The sequence below is a fragment of the Hyphococcus lacteus genome, from assembly GCF_041058985.1.
Classification (GTDB): domain Bacteria; phylum Pseudomonadota; class Alphaproteobacteria; order Caulobacterales; family Parvularculaceae; genus Hyphococcus; species Hyphococcus lacteus.
In genome coordinates this window covers 2,718,817-2,735,227 of sequence record NZ_JBEHZE010000001.1, presented here as the reverse complement: position 1 = coordinate 2,735,227, position 16,411 = coordinate 2,718,817, and the positions used below count along the sequence as shown (strand labels likewise).

Here is a 16,411-nt window from a genome sequence, read left to right as displayed (position 1 = left end):
AAAGTTCGGCAAATACGGGGTGTTACTTACGTCTGACAGCTTCCATCCATCTGGACGATCCATTGATGGATAAGCTCGACGCCTTCGTCGTGTTTCACGCTGCGGCCAAGTTCGGGCATCATTGCGCCGGGATCACTGGTTTCCATACGGAACATGAGGATTGATTTATCGGGCGCGCCAGGAACAATGCCATGTACGCGGCCACCGGTCCCCGTTCCGGCGGCGATCGGCGTTTTGCAAATTCCGAGAGAAGGGCCGACTGCATCAGGCTCTAAATTCAGGCCAGATGTATCTGCCGGGCCATTAGGGTTGTGGCAATGACTGCAATTTGCATCGAGATATGCCCTGGCTCGTCGCTCAACGCTTTCATTGGTGTCTGTCCAATCGGCGTTGCGCGGGGCTGGCCCTTTTATATCAGCATCTAACATGCCTTTTGCGACCCAATGATCGAGCTGATTAAAGCCATCGGCAAAGCTTGACGGTTTGTTCAAATGGCGCGCCTTGATGCCTATTGGTTTGATCGCTTTGGTCGTGGCATTCGTCGCGTGACAGCCAGCGCATTGATTGGCATTTGGAACGAGATAGGCAAAATTCTCCGAACGGCCATCGGGGCGATTAAGGGTAAGCGGCAGTACCGCACCGATACGTTTGACAACGGCGTCGGTTTGTTCGTCATTCCAAAGATAAGCCACAGCATTCCAACCCGTTTCGCGATGTACAAGGATACGGGTTTCAATTAAACGTAGACCGCGTAATTCCATCACGCCGTTATTGAGGTTGCGGTCGCGGGCATAAGTGACGGTAGATGGACCGCCGTCAGTGGGATAATAAAATGTCTTTGTGATGACAGTCCCGACCGGCATATTAAATGCTGTATCAGCATTGTATTGGGCGGCGGTTCCGTCGGGCATCCAGACGGTGCGGAGCTTTAGAGCGTAGTCGGAGAACAATGGTGTCGCGAGGTCATAGGGTGTGACGTTGCTTCCCAAATGTAGGGTTTGATCGCGCACAGATATCATGCCCCAATCGCTTAGATATTCGGGGTTCGTTTCACTATGATAAGTCGGTGCAGTTTCAGTTTCCACAGCGCAGGCTGCAATCGTCAAAGCGGTGAGGCTCAAGCCAATGAGCCTCATGCAAATTCGTAGAAGTTGGAACCGCTGCGGCATTATTCGGCGAGTGGTCCGGTCAGTGTGACTGATGGGAGTTTTTCAAAGCTGCAATCATGATCGCCATTTTCAACAATTCGTGGGCTTTTGTTGCCGTTGGGACCGTCAACATTCAGCACCTTTGCATCACCATTTTCAACGCAAAGAACATCGCTTGCCGTTGAACCTTCCTCCACATAGCCGTCCCATAATACATCGGGAATGCGCCCTTGGGGTCCGACGACCGCAAGCTTTAGTGCCTGTAGTTCAAGGCCGTCAGGGTTGTTGCCGCCGCCTTCGAACTGGTTGTCATAAACATAAATTCCATCGGGATAAGGATCGAAATCTGCCTGCATATCACTATTGCCGATGTCCGTTGAAAAAACGCTAGCGACAATTACGTTGGCGGTACGGTGGTCACGAATTTCGTTTTCGAATATTTCGACATCATCATTTGAGTTAACGACGATACCGGAGCCAGCAGGAATAGACGCAACCGGGGTTCCTTTGTGGCCGAAATTCTTGGTATTATTTTCGTAGACATTGTTGTTGTAGACGCGTGTCCGTCCACCCGGTTGTTTCAGGTTGGGCATGTTAAAAACCAGAATGCCGCCGGTATTGTTGGTGGCGACATTGCCATAGACATCGGCGTCAAAGGTATTTTCAATCTCGATTCCTGCAACGTTATATTCGGCGCGATTATTTCGTATCACGGCGTTTTGTGATTGGCCGATATAAAGCCCCGCGTCCGACGCGCCAATGGCGACGCTTTCTTCCATCAACAAGTTTTTGACTTGGACGGGATAAATGCCATAGGCACCATTTTTGGTTTTGGGTCCATTGGTCCATTCGGTGCGTACACGGCGAATAATAATATTCTCGCCCTCAGAGATTTTAAGGGCATCGCCTTTGGTGTCTTCGATCGCCAGATCTTGAATGGTGAAGTCGCTGGCTGTCACCAACAAACCTTCAGCACCGGCCATTTGACCTGCGAAGGTCAGGACTGATTTGTCCATGCCAGCACCGCGAATGGTCACGCCATCAACCGTAAGGCTGAGTGAGCGATCAAACGAAAAACGGCCCTCGGGGATTTCGATGACGTCACCTGGCTTTGCATCAAGGAGCTGGGTCATCAGTGTTTCTTGATAGGATGCATCACCCTGGGGCGCAGGCGGCGTTTTTTCACCGCAACTCGCAATGATCGCAAATGCTGCGATTGCGAAAACACTTTTCTTCATAGTTCTTCCCCTTAGTCGACCTGAATGTTCCGTTCTATATGCGCTCTTGTCTTGATTTTACTTGCGCACCCTTACAGCATTTCATGATGCCGGAATCGCGGCAGGAATAAAAGGAAGCTATGCATGTCTCTGACACGACGGAATTTGATGGAAACCGGCGGCATTGGTGCTGCGCTGCTCGCGATGGGGGCTTCTTGTTCGAAGCCGGATCAAAAAGCCTCAAATGAGTTGGCGGCGCTTGACGGTGTTGAGACTGCGTCGCGGATAAAGTCTGGCGAAATAAGCGCTGAAGAAGCGGTTGAGGCGGCAATAGAACGAGCAGAACGGATCAACCCAGAAATAAACGCGATTGTTCAAAAAACCTTCCGGCGTGCGCGCAATGAAGCAAGTGCGGCGACTGGCCCATGGGCGGGGGTGCCGACATTCGTCAAAGACCTTGATGATGTGACGGGCGTCGGAACTGCATTTGGCAGTCGCGCATTTCCTGGCTATCGCGGCAAAGAACAAGTGCCGCTGATCAACAAATTCCTGGGACTTGGGGTTGTCAGTCTCGGTAAATCAACCACACCGGAATTTGGTTTGTCGGCCACAACAGAACCATTGAGCACGGGGCAGACCCGCAACCCTTGGAATACAGATTACTCCACCGGCGGGTCTTCTGGCGGCGCTGCGGCATTGGTTGCAAGCGGCGTCGTGCCGATTGCCCATGCGAGCGATGGGGGTGGGTCAATCCGTATACCGGCATCATGTTGCGGAAATGTGGGGCTAAAGGTTTCGCGCGGGCGCAACCCGACGGCACGCCCAGATGATGTGGTTGGGCCAATTCGGTTATCGGTTCATGGGGCGCAAACCAGAACCGTTCGTGATACGGCAGCGATTGCGGCGGCGTTGGCCGTTCCCGATAATGGGCTAGAGCCGTTACCGCTTGTAACTTCTCCAACCGAGCAACGTCTTCGTATCGGTTTCACAACATTAGGCCTTGGCGGCTTAAGGCCCGATAGCGAAGTTGATGCTGCCACGCGCAACGTCGCGGCGCAGTGCGAAGCGCTTGGACATATGGTTGAAGAAATCGAACTTCCGATTGCAAAAGGGCTGTCGGAAGATTTCAGTCTCTATTGGGCAGCGTTTGCGAACAGTGCGGTTAGTTATTGGGAGCGAAGCACGCACCTCCCGCGCAACGGCATGGCGTTCGAGCCATTTACACTTGGGCTTGCGGAATATTTTGAAACGCATATGGGCGAGTTTGAAGGCGCGATACATCGGTTACAGGGCGTCGAGGGCGACATGAACCGGTTTCATGAAAATTTCGATGTTGTTTTGTCACCGGTTGTGACGACACCGCCTCCAGAAATAGGATATCTAGACGGCGGTCTTGATTTTGAAACGACGCTGGACCGATTGACGAAGTATGTTCAGTACACCGCGCTCTATAATATCACCGGCGCACCTTCGATTTCTTTGCCGTTGTCGATGTCAAAAAATAACCTTCCCATCGGCAGCATGTTCTCTGCTAATCTTGGTCACGAAGCGAGATTGCTCTCGCTTGCTTACCAGCTGGAAGAAGCTATGCCGTGGGCAGGGCGACGCCCGCCATTGTATGGTTAGGGGAATTAAGAAAGAGCGTTGACGAGGCTCTTGAAAAAGTCCGCCCCGTCTGTGCCGCCCAATAATGGTGAAATCACTCGTTCGGGGTGGGGCATCATACCCAATACATTGCCGGCGTCATTTATCACCCCAGCAATGTCTCGTGCTGAACCATTCGGGTTATCGACATAGCGGAACGCGACACGGTCTTCGCCTTCGAGACGATCTAAGGTGTCGTCATCCGCAAAATAATTTCCATCATGATGAGCCACGGGAAAATTCAAATAACGGCTCTTGTCGAGCCCAGACGTAAAACTGGTGCTATTGTTCTCGACACGCAGGCTTGCCGGACGGCATACAAAATCAAGACCGGCATTGCGCATTAAAGCACCGGGCAAAAGCCCCGTTTCGCAAAGAACCTGAAAGCCATTGCAAACACCGAGGAGTGGCGTTCCTTTTTTTGCTCTCTCAATCACATCACGCATGATTGGTGACTTGGCCGCCATCGCCCCCGCACGCAGGTAATCGCCATAGGAAAAACCACCGGGTAGGGCAATTAGGTCGGCATCTGGAACAGTGCTGTCCCCATGCCAAACCATTTCCGGCTTTTTACCAGTCGCTTGTTCAAGCGCCACGGCAATGTCGCGGTCACAATTCGAGGCGGGAAAAACAATAACGGCAGTTTTCATAAGGCTATGCCAAAATCTCGATTGAGTAATTTTCCATGACGGGATTTGCGAGAAGCTTTTTGCACATTTCTTCGGCTTTCGCCCGCGCTTCAGCTTCGTCAGTTTCGCTCAATTTCATCTCGATCACTTTCCCCTGACGGACGTCATTTGCGCCGTCAAAACCGAGCCCCGCAAGGGCAGTCTCAATGGCTACGCCTTGTGGATCAAGGACGCCGCTTTTCAGTGTGATCGTAATTTTGGCTTTCATCAGGCTCGTTCCGGTCAGCTTCGCGGCAGTGATTACGCTCATGCGCCCTTAAGTGCAATCATCTACAACGAATAGCCGAGAAAGATCCTGAGTTCGGCATCGTTTGCGGCGCGAGAGACCCCGAATAATGCGCCGACACCATATTTTAGATCGTCGGTGATTTGGCCGCGAATGATTGGTCCGAATTGGTGTTGTTGTTCGTTGAAATCCCCAAAATCCGCAGTGGTATTATATTTGTTGAACATTTGAACGCCGAGGCGCATATCGCGGAGATCAGAAACCGTAAGTTCCGATCGCGTCTCAAGCGCGATGCCATCTCGTGCCAATTCGCCAAACTCTCTGGCCGCCAATAGTACCGCGCGGAATTCGACCCTCGACGTAAGGTCGAAACTATTCTGCCATCCGATTCGCATTCTTCCACTGACGTTGTGGGCGGTCGGAACACGGCCCTGAAGCTGTATTGCGCTGTTCCAACCTTCTTGCATTTTTGCAAATTGATATTGGCCTTCGATCTGAACATGGCGAATTTTGAGGTCACCGTTCTGATTGTTTTGCGTGACCACAAATTTGGCTTTTGTCCGGTCACTAAACGAGTGCCCATAATCAACCCGATGCGAAAATGCATCTTGGCCTTCGCTTGGTGCGACTGAATTCCGATAACCGAGGCTGCGGGCCCCATCGGTGACATCCGGATTGCTGACACCGCTAGTGTTTTGCGCCTGAGCGGGGTCGGCGATCAGCTTTTGACCAACGATAATCGCGAATACAATAAATAGCCGAGACCAAGCCAGAAAAGACATCCGTTGACCTTAGAGTGTGTGACCACAGACCGGTCACTATTTTTCGTTATCGCTAACTAGAACCGGGCCTGTTTGGCCGGAGCTTTCCGTTTCACGCAACAGACCGAGCCGCCGCGCAACTTCGCGATAAGCATCGGTTACTTCGCCGAGATCCTGACGGAAACGGTCTTTGTCCATGATGTGACCTGTTTCCATATCCCACAGGCGACAGCTATCTGGACTGATTTCGTCAGCTACGATGAGGCGCATCATTTCGCCTTCATATTGGCGGCCAAACTCGATCTTGAAATCCACGAGCTTGATCCCGACTCCCGTAAACAATCCAGAAAGGAAATCGTTTACCCGCAGTGCCAGCGCCATCATGTCGTCGATCTCTTGAGGGGTGGCCCAATTGAACGCCGTGATGTGTTCCTCTGAGATCAAGGGATCGCCGAGGTCATCATTTTTGTAGTAAAACTCGATGATCGACCGAGGCAGGGCTGACCCGGTTTCAACGCCAAGGCGCTTTGCGATGCTGCCAGCTGCATAGTTGCGAACGACAACCTCGAGTGGCACGATTTCGACATGGCGAACCAATTGTTCGCGCATGTTGAGGCGGCGGATGAAGTGGGTTGGCACGCCGATTCGCTCTAACCCCAGCATCACATATTCTGAGATGCGGTTATTCAGGACGCCTTTACCTTCGAGGACCGCTTTTTTCTGGTTGTTGAAAGCGGTCGCATCATCCTTGAAGTACTGAATGATGGTGCCAGGCTCTGGGCCTTCAAACAGGATTTTCGCCTTGCCTTCATAGATCTGTTTGCGGCGGGCCATGTTCTGGTAATCCTTTCAATGCCTTATCGGCGACTTTTCAGCTCTCTAAAGCCGGTCAAATCAGATGCCGACGACTCAATTCCGGCGTTTTCGTCCCGTCGCTAGCACGGCTAGCGTTAGGAGAGAAGACGGCGGTTTACGCTCTGTGCGCCGTTAAGAAAAGCCCTGAGTTGATTGAATCGCCAGCATTGCGTTGCACCGGCGCAAATCCAATACTAAGTAGCATGAAATTGTTCGGTTTAATTCTAAACCGCCGTAGTCCCCGGAGACCCTATCAATGACCATTTTCGATGACCGTGAAGACAAGTTCGAGAAGAAATTCGCCCATGATGCTGAGTTGAGATTCAAAGCTGAGGCGCGTCGCAATAAGTTGCTTGGTCTTTGGGCAGCCGGTCTTTTGGGGAAAACAGGTGCGGAGGCGGACGCATACGCAAAAGAGGTCATCAAGGCTGATTTTGAAGAAGCTGGTGATGAAGACGTATTCCGCAAGATCCGGGCCGATTTCGACGCTGCCAATGTTGAACAATCTGATCACCAACTCCGTCGGCATATGGCCGAATTCATGACTGAGGCGGTGCAGCAGTTACAAAACGAGGGCTGATTAAGCTCCACGTTAGTTTGAATTTTTAAGCGCGTCCGGGGTGACTGCATAAACCCGTGGGCGCGCTTTTACGTTTGGGGTACCCTTTGTAAAAATCAAAGGAGTATCGCATGGGACGGGTCGCCGGAAAAAAAGCCTTCATCACGGGCGGAGCGCAGGGGCTTGGTGCCTGCTTTGGGCGCATGTTGGCGGATGAGGGGGCGACTGTCTTTCTCACTGATGTGAATGCAGACGGCGCAACAAAAGCCGCTGAGGAAATAAACAAAACTTATTCAGGCGCTGCCGGATCCATCGGTCATGATGTTACCAAGCGTGACGAGTGGGAGACGGCGTTGGCCGCTGGCGCTGAGCATATGGGCGGTATTGATATTTTGATCAATAATGCCGGTATTGGCACTTTTGGATCTATCGAAACGGAAACCGAAGAGAATTGGCGCCTGACCCAAGCCATTGACGTAGACTCGATTTTTACGGGTACACAGTTGGCGATGCCCTATCTTAAAAAGTCCCAGCCAGCATCAATCATCAATATTTCTTCTGTCGCTGGAATGATCGCCGATGGAAACATGATTGCTTACAACACAGCCAAGGCGGCTGTTTGGATGATGACGAAATCAATCGGTCTTCATTGTGCAAAGTCTGGCTATGACATTCGTTGCAACTCTGTGCACCCAGTCTTCACACGTACGCCAATTATTGATCCGTTGATCGCATTGGGTGGCGGCGCGGAGGAGGGTGAAAAGCGCCTCGTCTCGCAAATACCATGGAAGCGCCTCGCAGAACCAGAGGATGTTGGTTATTGCGTGCTTTATCTGTCATCAGATGAATCGCGCTATGTCACCGCGTCAGAATTCAAGATTGATGGCGGTATTACTGCGCAATAGTGGGATTAGTTGTTCATTGTTGCGATGAAGCTATCGGCTTCTTTGATCGCCAGGTTCATTTCATCAACTAATTTTTCGACCCGTGCTTCGATTTGTGTGCGTTCTGGCTCGAGCGAGGAAATCGCTCGGGCGTTGAGGTTATGTTTTAGAAACAGAACCTGATCGCGATAAATAGACAAAACCGGGTCCATAGAATCCGCGGCTTGGTTCATGGCCGTCATCAATCGGTCATAGTCGCGCTGAGTTGCTATCAACTGGGTTTGGGAGCGACGCCGAAGGTCATCACTCTCAAATAGCTTTAGCTCGGATTCCCATTCCCGGAAAAGGCGTTTGCCAACATCATCAACGGCATCGATACGTTGGCGTACTTCTGTCGCTTGTTTTGTTGATTGATCGAGGGCTCTGACCATGTCGTCATATTTTGCCTCAAGGGCAGGCGCATCGACTTTGACGAGTGCCCGAAACTCATCAAGGGCTATCGTGAATACGGCCTGGGCTTTCGCTTGTTCTGTGCGGGCTTCGGTCACACGATCCGCAAGGATATCGCGTTTTTCTATACCGCGCCGTTCAAGCGCATCGTAATACGCGGTGGCGCACCCGGTAACGAGTATCAGTAGGCTACATATCGCGCCGCGTAGGATGTTGGCCCGCATGACAAATCCCCCTCCAATTAAGCCTTCGACGAATCGATCGCATTTTATCGATCATTGCGGGAAAGGCTATAACATATAGGGAGGCGGTGCGCCGATGTTAAGATTGCCGCAAGAGGCCGAACCCCCTACAATGATTGAAAGATTCGGAAGCAATGGCGCGAAACCCTGCCATTTGCTCAGCCAAAAAAGGAGACCGCATGTCAGGCTTTTTGATTTTTCTCGCGATTGTTGCCGCGCTCATTTTCTTTGTCATTACCATCTACAACCGCATTGTCGCGCTCAGTCAGCGTACGGAACAGGCATTTGCAGATGTTGATGTGCAGCTGCGCCAACGTCACGACTTGATTCCTAATCTTGTGGAAACCGTAAAGGGCTATGCTAGCCATGAGAAAGAGACCTTAAACGAGGTTATAACCGCTCGGAACGCTGCGCAGGCTGCGACCGGGCCTGCGGCGCAGGGCGCAGCAGAGGGGGTTCTTGGCGCAGCATTGGGTAAACTTTTTGCGCTCGCTGAGGCGTATCCCGACCTTAAAGCCAATACCAACTTTCTGGAACTTCAACGCGAGCTTTCCGATGTTGAAAACAAAATTGCGGCGGCGCGGCGGTTCTTTAATAATGCGGTTCAAGAGTTCAACACGGCAATTCAGCAAATTCCGGGTAATTTTGTAGCGCCGCTCGGTGGGTTTAGCACAAAAGAGTATTTCGAAATTCCAGAGGTCAACCGGGCTCAGGTCGAAGCTGCGCCAGAAGTAAAATTCTAGCGGTTGCGCAAGCAATGCACTTGGCGCTGGTCGGTGCGACGCCGAGTGGAGATGCACGATGAAGCTACTGGGTTTGGTGGGTGGTGTTAGTCCGGAATCGACAGAGATTTACTACCGGCTTTTGAACGAAGCTGTGCGCAAAAAAATTGGCAATCAGCATTCGGCAAATATCGTTCTTTATACACTCGATTATGGCGTGATGATTAAACATTACGATAATCGTGACTGGGATAAATTTCGCGCCGAAGTCGTTCGAGGTGCAAAAGCGGCGGCTGCCGCTGGGGCAGAGGCATTGGTAATCTGTTCCAACACGACCCATGTGGGTGCCTCCGCCAGCGCTTCGGCAACGGGCCTGCCGCTCATTCATATTTTGGATACCTTAGTGACAGAGATGAACCGACGCGCAGTTCGCCAGCCATTACTTTTGGGCACGCCGGTTGTGATGGCCGATGGGTTTTATCGTGACGAACTCTGCGCCCGATTTGATAGCGAGGTCGTTGTACCATCCGCTGCGGATCAGGCGATTGTCGGGCGGATTATACTTGATGAGTTGGTCAATGGCGACGTGCGGGATGCTTCGCGTCAGGAATTGCTCGATGTTTGCGAACGGAGTGGGGGCGACGGTATCATTTTAGGCTGCACAGAGCTTTGCATGATCCTTTCTCAAGAACATAGCGATCGGCCCGTTCTGGATACGACGAGTATCCATGCGGCTGCGGCGAGCGCTTTTGCGTTAGGGGAGGAATAGAACTTGGGCGCATTTGGCCTCCAGACGCATATCTGGAACAACAATTTGAAATCCGCCATTTTGCTGGCCGGATTTCCGTTTTTGCTTGTTTTGTTGTTATACGGACTGTCTATCGCTTATGTGGTGCTGGCCGGTGATGTCCAATCGGTTAATAACGGGCTTGTGCTGGCGGTTGATCACGTCGCGCGGCTATGGCCATATGCCTTGTTGGGGGCGGCCCTTTGGTTTGGTATTGCTTGGCTGTTTTATCAGTACATGATCGAGTCGATTGTTGGTTCTCGTGGGTTAACGCGAAAAGAAGAACCGGAACTATACAACCTGTTGGAAAACCTTTGCGTCTCGCGCGGGCTGCGAACGCCGACCATCAACATCATCGAGACACCGGCATTAAACGCCTTTGCGAGCGGCCTAAGCGAGAAAAGCTATAAGGTGACGGTTACGCGCGGTTTATTAGAAACGCTCAATCAAGAAGAGTTAGAGGCCGTCCTTGCCCATGAGCTAACGCATATTATGAATAAAGATGTGCGGTTGTTGATCATTGCTGTGATCTTTGTTGGTATTTTTTCGTTTTTTGGCGAAATGATTTTTCGAAATGCATTTCGCAGCGGCATTCGCGTGGGCGGTCATACACGGTCGCGCAATGGCGATAGTCGGGGCGGCGGCATTTTGATTTTGATTGCGGGTGTAATCATTATTGTTGCTTATGTGCTGGCGTTGGTTATTCGCTTCACCTTGTCGCGTAAGCGCGAATATCTGGCCGATGCTGGGGCCGTTGAATTAACGCGCAATCCCGATGCGATGATTTCTGCATTGCGTAAGATATCAGGGCGCAGCAAAGTCGATGCGCCGAATGATATTCAGCAAATGATGGTTGAAAATGATCAGCTTTTCGCAGGGATATTCGCCACGCATCCGCCGATCGAAAAGCGCATTGATGCGCTGGCAAATTTTGCGGGTGGCCGGGAATAGGGCTCACCCGCAATTCGCGAGAGAGCCCCAAATTTCTATTCAAATAACTTATACTGCGCACGCAGCGACAGGCGAGCGTCTGGCGCTTCGGCAGTTGCACCAATAGCGCCGCTTAGATTGATCCGCAGGCGGTTGTTCACCGCGTATGAACCACCAAAGAGGAATGACCCAACAGTGGTCGATGGCGATTTTGTAACGGTGAATTGCGTCACCGGATCAGCAAATAAAAGATTGCCGTCGCTATCTTCTGCTTGAACGCGAGGTGTATTCGGATCACCGTCATCAGGTAACAAAATCCGGTCGCGTGTAACAATCTCGAAATCATTGCGCGATTGTAGGAAGAAGCTTTGGTCATAGCCAAAGTTCATCGACAAACGTTCATTCAGCGAAAGACCAACACCAATACTGGTGCGGATCGCATCACCTGGGTCGAAATCTAACAACGTCGATGTGAACGGCGTTGACGCTGTTAGAACCTCATTTGGTGATGTTGGCATGTTCATCTGATAGCCGACATTTGCGTAAAGTGACGCAGGGTCGCTTGATAGAATAAATGAAAGACTTGGCTCGATTGTCCAGAAGCCGGAGCCAGTCGCCAATTCTGTCTCAATCCCATTGTCAGGATCTCGGTCAACGTCAAATGGACCAGTACCTGTTGGCGCTTTTACCCGAAGGTTCGCGACCGTATAAGGCAATTTGGTGCCGTTATTGAGCTGATAGTGGAAACCAATTTCGGCGTCACCGATACCGCGACCATCAAGATCACGTACAGATGTCGTTGAATCATCAATGGCCACGCCTGAAATGCGGTCTTGGCGAGAAACATAGGCAACGCGCCCATCAATCTCAAAGCGATTGGTGATGCCGTATTTGACCGAAAGGCTTTCTGACAATGCACGACGGTCCGTATCCGTTGCTTCAATTGCGCCAATTAGAACGGCGTCCACAATTTCAACGCCCGCGAAGAAAAAGCGATTGTCAGAGGCCACGGTAAAGTCGATCGCGGGCTCTACAAACATTGTGCCTTTCGGGGTAAGGATCCCGCCCACATCAGAGAAGATCGCGAGATACGGACGTTCTTCCTCTTCCTCTGGGCGAACACCAACCTCTGTCGGTAATGCGTCAGGCTTTCTGTCTTTTTCTTCTTTTTTCGGCTCATTGTTACTATTGGCTGCGACCCGCGTTGGCTGAGGTGCCGGAGCAGCGTTCGTCGCCTGTGCTTTGTTTTCGGTTTTTTGAGGCTCAGGCTTTTTCGGCGCTTCGGCCACTTGAACGGGTTTTGGTTTCGGCGCAGGGGCCGCCGCAATTTGCGCCTGAGGTGCTGGCGTGCCCGGCAGAGTTAAAACTTGCCCAGCTCGCAGCGGGTAGGGAGCTTTCAGATCGTTTGCACTAGCGAGCTCGCGAATGGTTGTGTTGTTTTTGCGTGCGATAGACGAAAGCGTATCGCCACTTTCAACTTTGTATTCGCTGGCAACAGCGGCGAAAGTCTGGTTTTCGCTAATCGAGGCAACCGTTTGTGTGAGCATTTGAATTTGCTGCATTTGCGCTTCAAGCAGTGCATTTTGGCGTTCAATCAGCTCTTCAGCTTCATCAAGACGGAGGGTTTGGAGCGCGACCACATCTTTCAAATAGACTAGGTCCTCTTCCATGCTCGGCTTGGGCATGATCTTTGTACCTGCGGGTGCATCAGTCACCGCAGGATTTTGGTCCGCGAATGCCGGACTGCTAAATGCGACCGCAAAGACCGCTGCAGCGCTATAGCGCAGCAATTTCGTTTTCATCGGAACTCCCCTTGAATTCAACGTTCACTTAACAGGGCTTTAATTTCGGCGCAGACCGTTTGATAGGCCTCCGTGAAATCCTCTCCCTCGAGATCTTTTTTCATAGTATGCAACGTACCTCGCGAACGCCCGGTTAACGCTGCTGCTTTTGTTACATTGCCGTCGGCGGCGAAAAGGGCCTTCATCATCAGAAACTTGCTGATCAGGTTTTTGCCTTCATCGACGTTTAGAAGAGCGGGTGACAGCTCGCCCAGGCACCCCTGAGTTGCTTCAAAACGTAGGTCATCCGGCATGATCTTGCCATTTTGGGCATGAACCAGAGCGCGGCTTAATACGTTGCGTAATTCGCGAATATTGCCGGGGAAATGGTGTCCACGCAGGCGATCCGCCGCATTCGGCGTTAACATTGTCCGGCGGTAACGCTCGTTCTTATGGCTGGCGATCATGGCTTCGGCAATTTCAACGACGTCGTCGCCACGGCTCCGAAGGGGCGGTACATCAATTACCAGAACGTTAATTCGGTAAAACAGATCGGATCGGAACTTACCGTGTACGACCTGATCGCGTAGATCGACATTGGTCGCGGAAACCAGCCGGAAGTCTACCCGGTGCGCATTTTTGCCGCCGACCTTCGTAACCAGCCCGTCTTCAAGAACGCGCAATAAATGCACCTGAACCGATAATGGCATATCGCCAATCTCGTCCAGAAACAGAACGCCGCCTTCTGAGCGCGCAATCGCACCGTCACGTTCACCAACAGCGCCGGTAAACGCACCCTTGGCGTGACCGAATAACTCAGCCGCAGCCAGCGTTTCAGGAACCGCACCAGTATTTAAGGGCGTAAAGCCGAAATTGCGACGATCACTTAATCCGTGAAGATGACGGGCAACGAGTTCTTTACCCACACCAGTTTCGCCAGAAATCATGACCGGCGAATCATCTTCCGCATAAAGAGCAACAATTTCGCGAAGGTCCTGCGCTTGCGGGCTTGACCCAATAATACGCGGCACCTGTTCGTCTGCATGACGCGAGCGCGACAGGACATTCGGTGATTCTTGCCGAAGCTTTATGAGCTTCGGTTTAAAGCCGTCTTTTGACTTCGCGGAATCGCGATCAAACTTCGTCGAAACATGTGTTTGCGACGAATAACTGCTCACTGACGAATAGTCAGTATCATAATATGTTGAACGGCTTGCACCGTTCACGTCATGGTCATCCATAGCTTCCCCCAAAGCGCTTAGGACACCAGTCACAATCTAATGAAATGAGTAAACCTACACTCCGACCAATAATGATCAGAGGCTTCGTTTCGTTTGCGTTTGGCTTACCCACCAAGGAGCCGAACGCGTTTTCTCTCCCACAAGACAGTAACCGTGTTACTTGTTGCATAAGCTAAATCAATGGCCGCAGGAATCAACTTAATTTCTAAAAAACGAGGAAAAATAGCCATTTTTTCTGGGTTTTACACATAGCGCCATTAACCGTATCTACTCGGAATGAGTTCTCCTTTGCTGACCTTTCAAAAACCTCTACGCACGAAATGCGCAAACGCTTATTCTAGCTCGATATATTCCGGTGTTTGACATTCTTCATTTTGGCCGCTGCCGGGCTTGCGACATTTGATGAGTGATTGAAAAGACGTTCGCAGATGGTTGAGTAAACCATTTGGTTCACCCTCTGTGGCTGTGGATGTTGAGATCGGCGCATAGGCGACCGTTTGTGCCGGGCTAGTTGTTGTGGTTGGCCAGCTCACGCTTGCGACGAAAAACTCGTCACTAAGAGGATCGCATTTCGGATTTCTACGAAGCACGATCTGATAGTCTTCAACTGCATGCCCTTCGGCTGGTAAATATAGCTCGAACGAAGCGCGGGACTTCATAATGCGCAACCGGGTTTCGCCTTTCTTGCGGTAATAGGCGGAGAGGGGGCAAAAACCTCTGGTTGATCGAAGTGAATAATCAAATGCAAACAGGACATGATCGCGGCTGCGGTCCACAGTGCGCCAGATTTCTGCGTATTGTCCGGGCGATTTTATAAGAAAACGGGAACCGCTTTTGGTAATCGAGTTTTCTATGTTTTCGCCTGTTGGCGTTGCGCCTTTAACATCAGAAGCGTCAACAACGCGACTTTCTGATTCGGGTTCGAAGTTCAGCCGTTCAATGGCTCGATCAAACGGCAGTGGGTCAATCGCGGTTAAGACCCTGACCAATGGGGCCGGCTCTTCGCCGGGGCGCGCATACTCCATATAGAAAGACCAAGGCAGCGCATTTTCGGCGCGAGACCAGTGGCCCAAGATACGTTTCCAGGACGGGAAGAAAGTTTTTTCAAGTCGGGATTCTTCGCGGTCGTGGTCGAGAAGGTCATAAAGCACTTCGGCACGTTGGGCGGCTCCGTCGCCATTTGAAGCGGGCGAGACAATGCCGTGCGTGTGAATGCCGACGACTTCACCAATGGCGTTCAGTACCGGACTGCCGCTGTTTCCACCGGCTGTTGCAAGCCGGTGAATGATCAAGTTTGCAATGACCGGATCACGATTTTCCTCAACAGAATCAAGGGGTGGGGTCATGGCGGCGATGACGCCGCGCTCGACACGGGATATCGCAGAATCCGGAGCGAATCCGTCATCAAGTGTGTCGAACGGATAGCCGATAACCGCAATCGGCGCGCCTGCTTCCAGTGCTAAGAGTTTGTCTTCGGCAGCGATTTTAAGATCTGGTCCCAACATGTTTTCGTTGGTTTCTGGATCAAGGGCATCAACGGTGATCAAGCCAGCATCAAAGGCAAGATCCCGTAGCGGGACCGCCTGTGGTGAATAAATAGAACTGTTTCCCCGGATGGGTTGATGGTCTTCGACCAATTCTCGAAATGCACCGAAGCCAGCATGAAGTTTGACTGAGGTGACACGCATCCCCTTACGGGTTGCGCGGTTTAAAATTGTCACCGACGCTGCGGGATCATCAAGCGGTAAGGATGCGGCGGTATGGGCCGCTGTTGCTAACAGGCCGCGTTCACGGTCAATCACAAATGCAGTACCACGAGCTGAGCCGTTCACAACTATGAGGTACACAGATTTTTGCGCCTGTGCCAATGTTTCAGGTTCGATCACGGCTGATAATGCTGCATCGGCCTTGCTTTGTGCTGTTTTGACATCTTGTTCAAGAACAGTCGTGCGGTCGCGCAGCCGGCGAAGCTCGCCATATCTCGCTGTCTCCATCGCGAATATCGCGATGACACCGCCGACAATCCCGATGATTGCTAACAGGCGAAGCAAGACACTACCATTTTGATGGTTACGCATAATCGAAAAAAATGACCCCCGGATATATTCAAATATGTCGGTGACTAAAGATAAGCAAATCTAGGGCCAGCAGCGAAGAGTGTGCAAATTGGAAATGCGGATCGGTATCTGCAAATCAGAATTTTGTTGCGCCGGGTTTCGCGATTTCTTGGTTGGGGCGGGTGAATACGGATTGGTCGGAAGACTTTAGCTTTTCA

16 protein-coding genes are annotated in these 16,411 nt (G+C 51.5%); 6 read left to right on the top strand and 10 right to left on the bottom strand.

Annotation, left to right across the window (positions count from 1 at the left end; all coding sequences use genetic code 11):
• Positions 1-26 precede the first annotated feature (26 nt).
• Both ABFZ84_RS12980 and ABFZ84_RS12975 read right to left on the bottom strand, forming a co-directional pair.
• Complete coding sequence (locus ABFZ84_RS12980) at positions 27-1,136, bottom strand: SO2930 family diheme c-type cytochrome (RefSeq protein WP_369314444.1); 1,110 nt, start codon at positions 1,134-1,136, stop codon at positions 27-29.
• Positions 1,137-1,168: 32 nt separating this feature from the next.
• Positions 1,169-2,386: a parallel beta-helix domain-containing protein gene (locus tag ABFZ84_RS12975; protein ID WP_369314443.1), complete on the bottom strand. Its 1,218-nt coding sequence runs from the start codon at positions 2,384-2,386 to the stop codon at positions 1,169-1,171.
• Positions 2,387-2,509: 123 nt separating this feature from the next.
• Here ABFZ84_RS12975 and ABFZ84_RS12970 point away from each other — a divergent pair, with 123 nt between their 5' ends.
• Positions 2,510-3,991, top strand: a complete 1,482-nt coding sequence (locus ABFZ84_RS12970; protein ID WP_369314442.1) for an amidase — start codon at positions 2,510-2,512, stop codon at positions 3,989-3,991.
• A gap of 5 nt (positions 3,992-3,996) precedes the next feature.
• Here the strand turns inward: ABFZ84_RS12970 and purQ are convergent, their stop codons facing one another.
• The 4 genes from purQ to purC form a co-directional block, all read right to left on the bottom strand.
• Positions 3,997-4,659: a phosphoribosylformylglycinamidine synthase subunit PurQ gene (purQ, locus tag ABFZ84_RS12965; RefSeq protein WP_369314441.1), complete on the bottom strand. Its 663-nt coding sequence runs from the start codon at positions 4,657-4,659 to the stop codon at positions 3,997-3,999.
• Positions 4,660-4,663: 4 nt separating this feature from the next.
• Complete coding sequence (purS, locus tag ABFZ84_RS12960) at positions 4,664-4,906, bottom strand: phosphoribosylformylglycinamidine synthase subunit PurS (RefSeq protein ID WP_369314586.1); 243 nt, start codon at positions 4,904-4,906, stop codon at positions 4,664-4,666.
• Between the two features lie 62 nt (positions 4,907-4,968).
• A complete protein-coding gene (locus ABFZ84_RS12955; RefSeq protein ID WP_369314440.1) occupies positions 4,969-5,706 on the bottom strand; it encodes a hypothetical protein in 738 nt (245 codons plus the stop codon).
• A gap of 36 nt (positions 5,707-5,742) precedes the next feature.
• On the bottom strand, positions 5,743-6,519 hold the full coding sequence (gene purC / locus ABFZ84_RS12950) for a phosphoribosylaminoimidazolesuccinocarboxamide synthase (RefSeq protein ID WP_369314439.1): 777 nt from the start codon (positions 6,517-6,519) through the stop codon (positions 5,743-5,745).
• A gap of 277 nt (positions 6,520-6,796) precedes the next feature.
• On the opposite strand from purC, the gene ABFZ84_RS12945 reads away from it, so the two are divergent.
• Together ABFZ84_RS12945 and ABFZ84_RS12940 are read left to right on the top strand one after the other, a co-directional pair.
• A complete protein-coding gene (locus ABFZ84_RS12945; RefSeq protein ID WP_369314438.1) occupies positions 6,797-7,120 on the top strand; it encodes a DUF1476 domain-containing protein in 324 nt (107 codons plus the stop codon).
• A gap of 110 nt (positions 7,121-7,230) precedes the next feature.
• A complete protein-coding gene (locus ABFZ84_RS12940; protein WP_369314437.1) occupies positions 7,231-8,004 on the top strand; it encodes an SDR family oxidoreductase in 774 nt (257 codons plus the stop codon).
• Positions 8,005-8,009: 5 nt separating this feature from the next.
• Here ABFZ84_RS12940 and ABFZ84_RS12935 read toward each other — a convergent pair whose 3' ends face one another.
• Complete coding sequence (locus ABFZ84_RS12935) at positions 8,010-8,657, bottom strand: DUF2959 family protein (protein ID WP_369314436.1); 648 nt, start codon at positions 8,655-8,657, stop codon at positions 8,010-8,012.
• A 197-nt stretch (positions 8,658-8,854) separates the two neighbouring features.
• Here ABFZ84_RS12935 and ABFZ84_RS12930 point away from each other — a divergent pair, with 197 nt between their 5' ends.
• From ABFZ84_RS12930 to ABFZ84_RS12920, 3 genes are read left to right on the top strand one after another with little or no spacing between them, the layout of a single operon-like run.
• Positions 8,855-9,418 carry a LemA family protein gene (locus ABFZ84_RS12930; RefSeq protein ID WP_369314435.1) on the top strand — a complete coding sequence of 188 codons (564 nt, stop codon included), beginning with the start codon at positions 8,855-8,857 and terminating at the stop codon, positions 9,416-9,418.
• Positions 9,419-9,476: 58 nt separating this feature from the next.
• Complete coding sequence (locus ABFZ84_RS12925; RefSeq protein ID WP_369314434.1) at positions 9,477-10,166, top strand: aspartate/glutamate racemase family protein; 690 nt, start codon at positions 9,477-9,479, stop codon at positions 10,164-10,166.
• A 3-nt stretch (positions 10,167-10,169) separates the two neighbouring features.
• On the top strand, positions 10,170-11,135 hold the full coding sequence (locus ABFZ84_RS12920; protein ID WP_369314433.1) for a M48 family metallopeptidase: 966 nt from the start codon (positions 10,170-10,172) through the stop codon (positions 11,133-11,135).
• Positions 11,136-11,170: 35 nt separating this feature from the next.
• On the opposite strand, the gene ABFZ84_RS12915 is transcribed toward ABFZ84_RS12920, so the two are convergent.
• The 3 genes from ABFZ84_RS12915 to ABFZ84_RS12905 form a co-directional block, all read right to left on the bottom strand.
• Positions 11,171-12,916, bottom strand: a complete 1,746-nt coding sequence (locus ABFZ84_RS12915; RefSeq protein ID WP_369314432.1) for a LysM peptidoglycan-binding domain-containing protein — start codon at positions 12,914-12,916, stop codon at positions 11,171-11,173.
• A 17-nt stretch (positions 12,917-12,933) separates the two neighbouring features.
• Positions 12,934-14,136 carry a sigma 54-interacting transcriptional regulator gene (locus ABFZ84_RS12910; protein WP_369314431.1) on the bottom strand — a complete coding sequence of 401 codons (1,203 nt, stop codon included), beginning with the start codon at positions 14,134-14,136 and terminating at the stop codon, positions 12,934-12,936.
• A gap of 332 nt (positions 14,137-14,468) precedes the next feature.
• Positions 14,469-16,214 (bottom strand): trypsin-like serine peptidase, encoded by a 1,746-nt coding sequence (locus ABFZ84_RS12905; RefSeq protein ID WP_369314430.1) that lies wholly within the window; start codon positions 16,212-16,214, stop codon positions 14,469-14,471.
• Between the last annotated feature and the right edge of the window lie 197 nt (positions 16,215-16,411).

Bases quoted from the DNA above. Each gene is read 5' to 3' on its own strand.
- ABFZ84_RS12925 (WP_369314434.1), top strand. From the start codon at position 9,477: ATGAAGCTACTGGGTTTGGTGGGTGGTGTTAGTCCGGAATCGACAGAG.
- ABFZ84_RS12980 (WP_369314444.1), bottom strand. From the start codon at position 1,136: ATGAGGCTCATTGGCTTGAGCCTCACCGCTTTGACGATTGCAGCCTGC.
- ABFZ84_RS12975 (WP_369314443.1), bottom strand. From the start codon at position 2,386: ATGAAGAAAAGTGTTTTCGCAATCGCAGCATTTGCGATCATTGCGAGT.
- ABFZ84_RS12940 (WP_369314437.1), top strand. From the start codon at position 7,231: ATGGGACGGGTCGCCGGAAAAAAAGCCTTCATCACGGGCGGAGCGCAG.
- ABFZ84_RS12905 (WP_369314430.1), bottom strand. From the start codon at position 16,214: ATGCGTAACCATCAAAATGGTAGTGTCTTGCTTCGCCTGTTAGCAATC.
- ABFZ84_RS12970 (WP_369314442.1), top strand. From the start codon at position 2,510: ATGTCTCTGACACGACGGAATTTGATGGAAACCGGCGGCATTGGTGCT.
- ABFZ84_RS12915 (WP_369314432.1), bottom strand. From the start codon at position 12,916: ATGAAAACGAAATTGCTGCGCTATAGCGCTGCAGCGGTCTTTGCGGTC.
- ABFZ84_RS12945 (WP_369314438.1), top strand. From the start codon at position 6,797: ATGACCATTTTCGATGACCGTGAAGACAAGTTCGAGAAGAAATTCGCC.
- ABFZ84_RS12930 (WP_369314435.1), top strand. From the start codon at position 8,855: ATGTCAGGCTTTTTGATTTTTCTCGCGATTGTTGCCGCGCTCATTTTC.
- ABFZ84_RS12955 (WP_369314440.1), bottom strand. From the start codon at position 5,706: ATGTCTTTTCTGGCTTGGTCTCGGCTATTTATTGTATTCGCGATTATC.
- ABFZ84_RS12910 (WP_369314431.1), bottom strand. From the start codon at position 14,136: ATGGATGACCATGACGTGAACGGTGCAAGCCGTTCAACATATTATGAT.
- ABFZ84_RS12935 (WP_369314436.1), bottom strand. From the start codon at position 8,657: ATGCGGGCCAACATCCTACGCGGCGCGATATGTAGCCTACTGATACTC.
- purS (WP_369314586.1), bottom strand. From the start codon at position 4,906: ATGAAAGCCAAAATTACGATCACACTGAAAAGCGGCGTCCTTGATCCA.
- purQ (WP_369314441.1), bottom strand. From the start codon at position 4,659: ATGAAAACTGCCGTTATTGTTTTTCCCGCCTCGAATTGTGACCGCGAC.
- purC (WP_369314439.1), bottom strand. From the start codon at position 6,519: ATGGCCCGCCGCAAACAGATCTATGAAGGCAAGGCGAAAATCCTGTTT.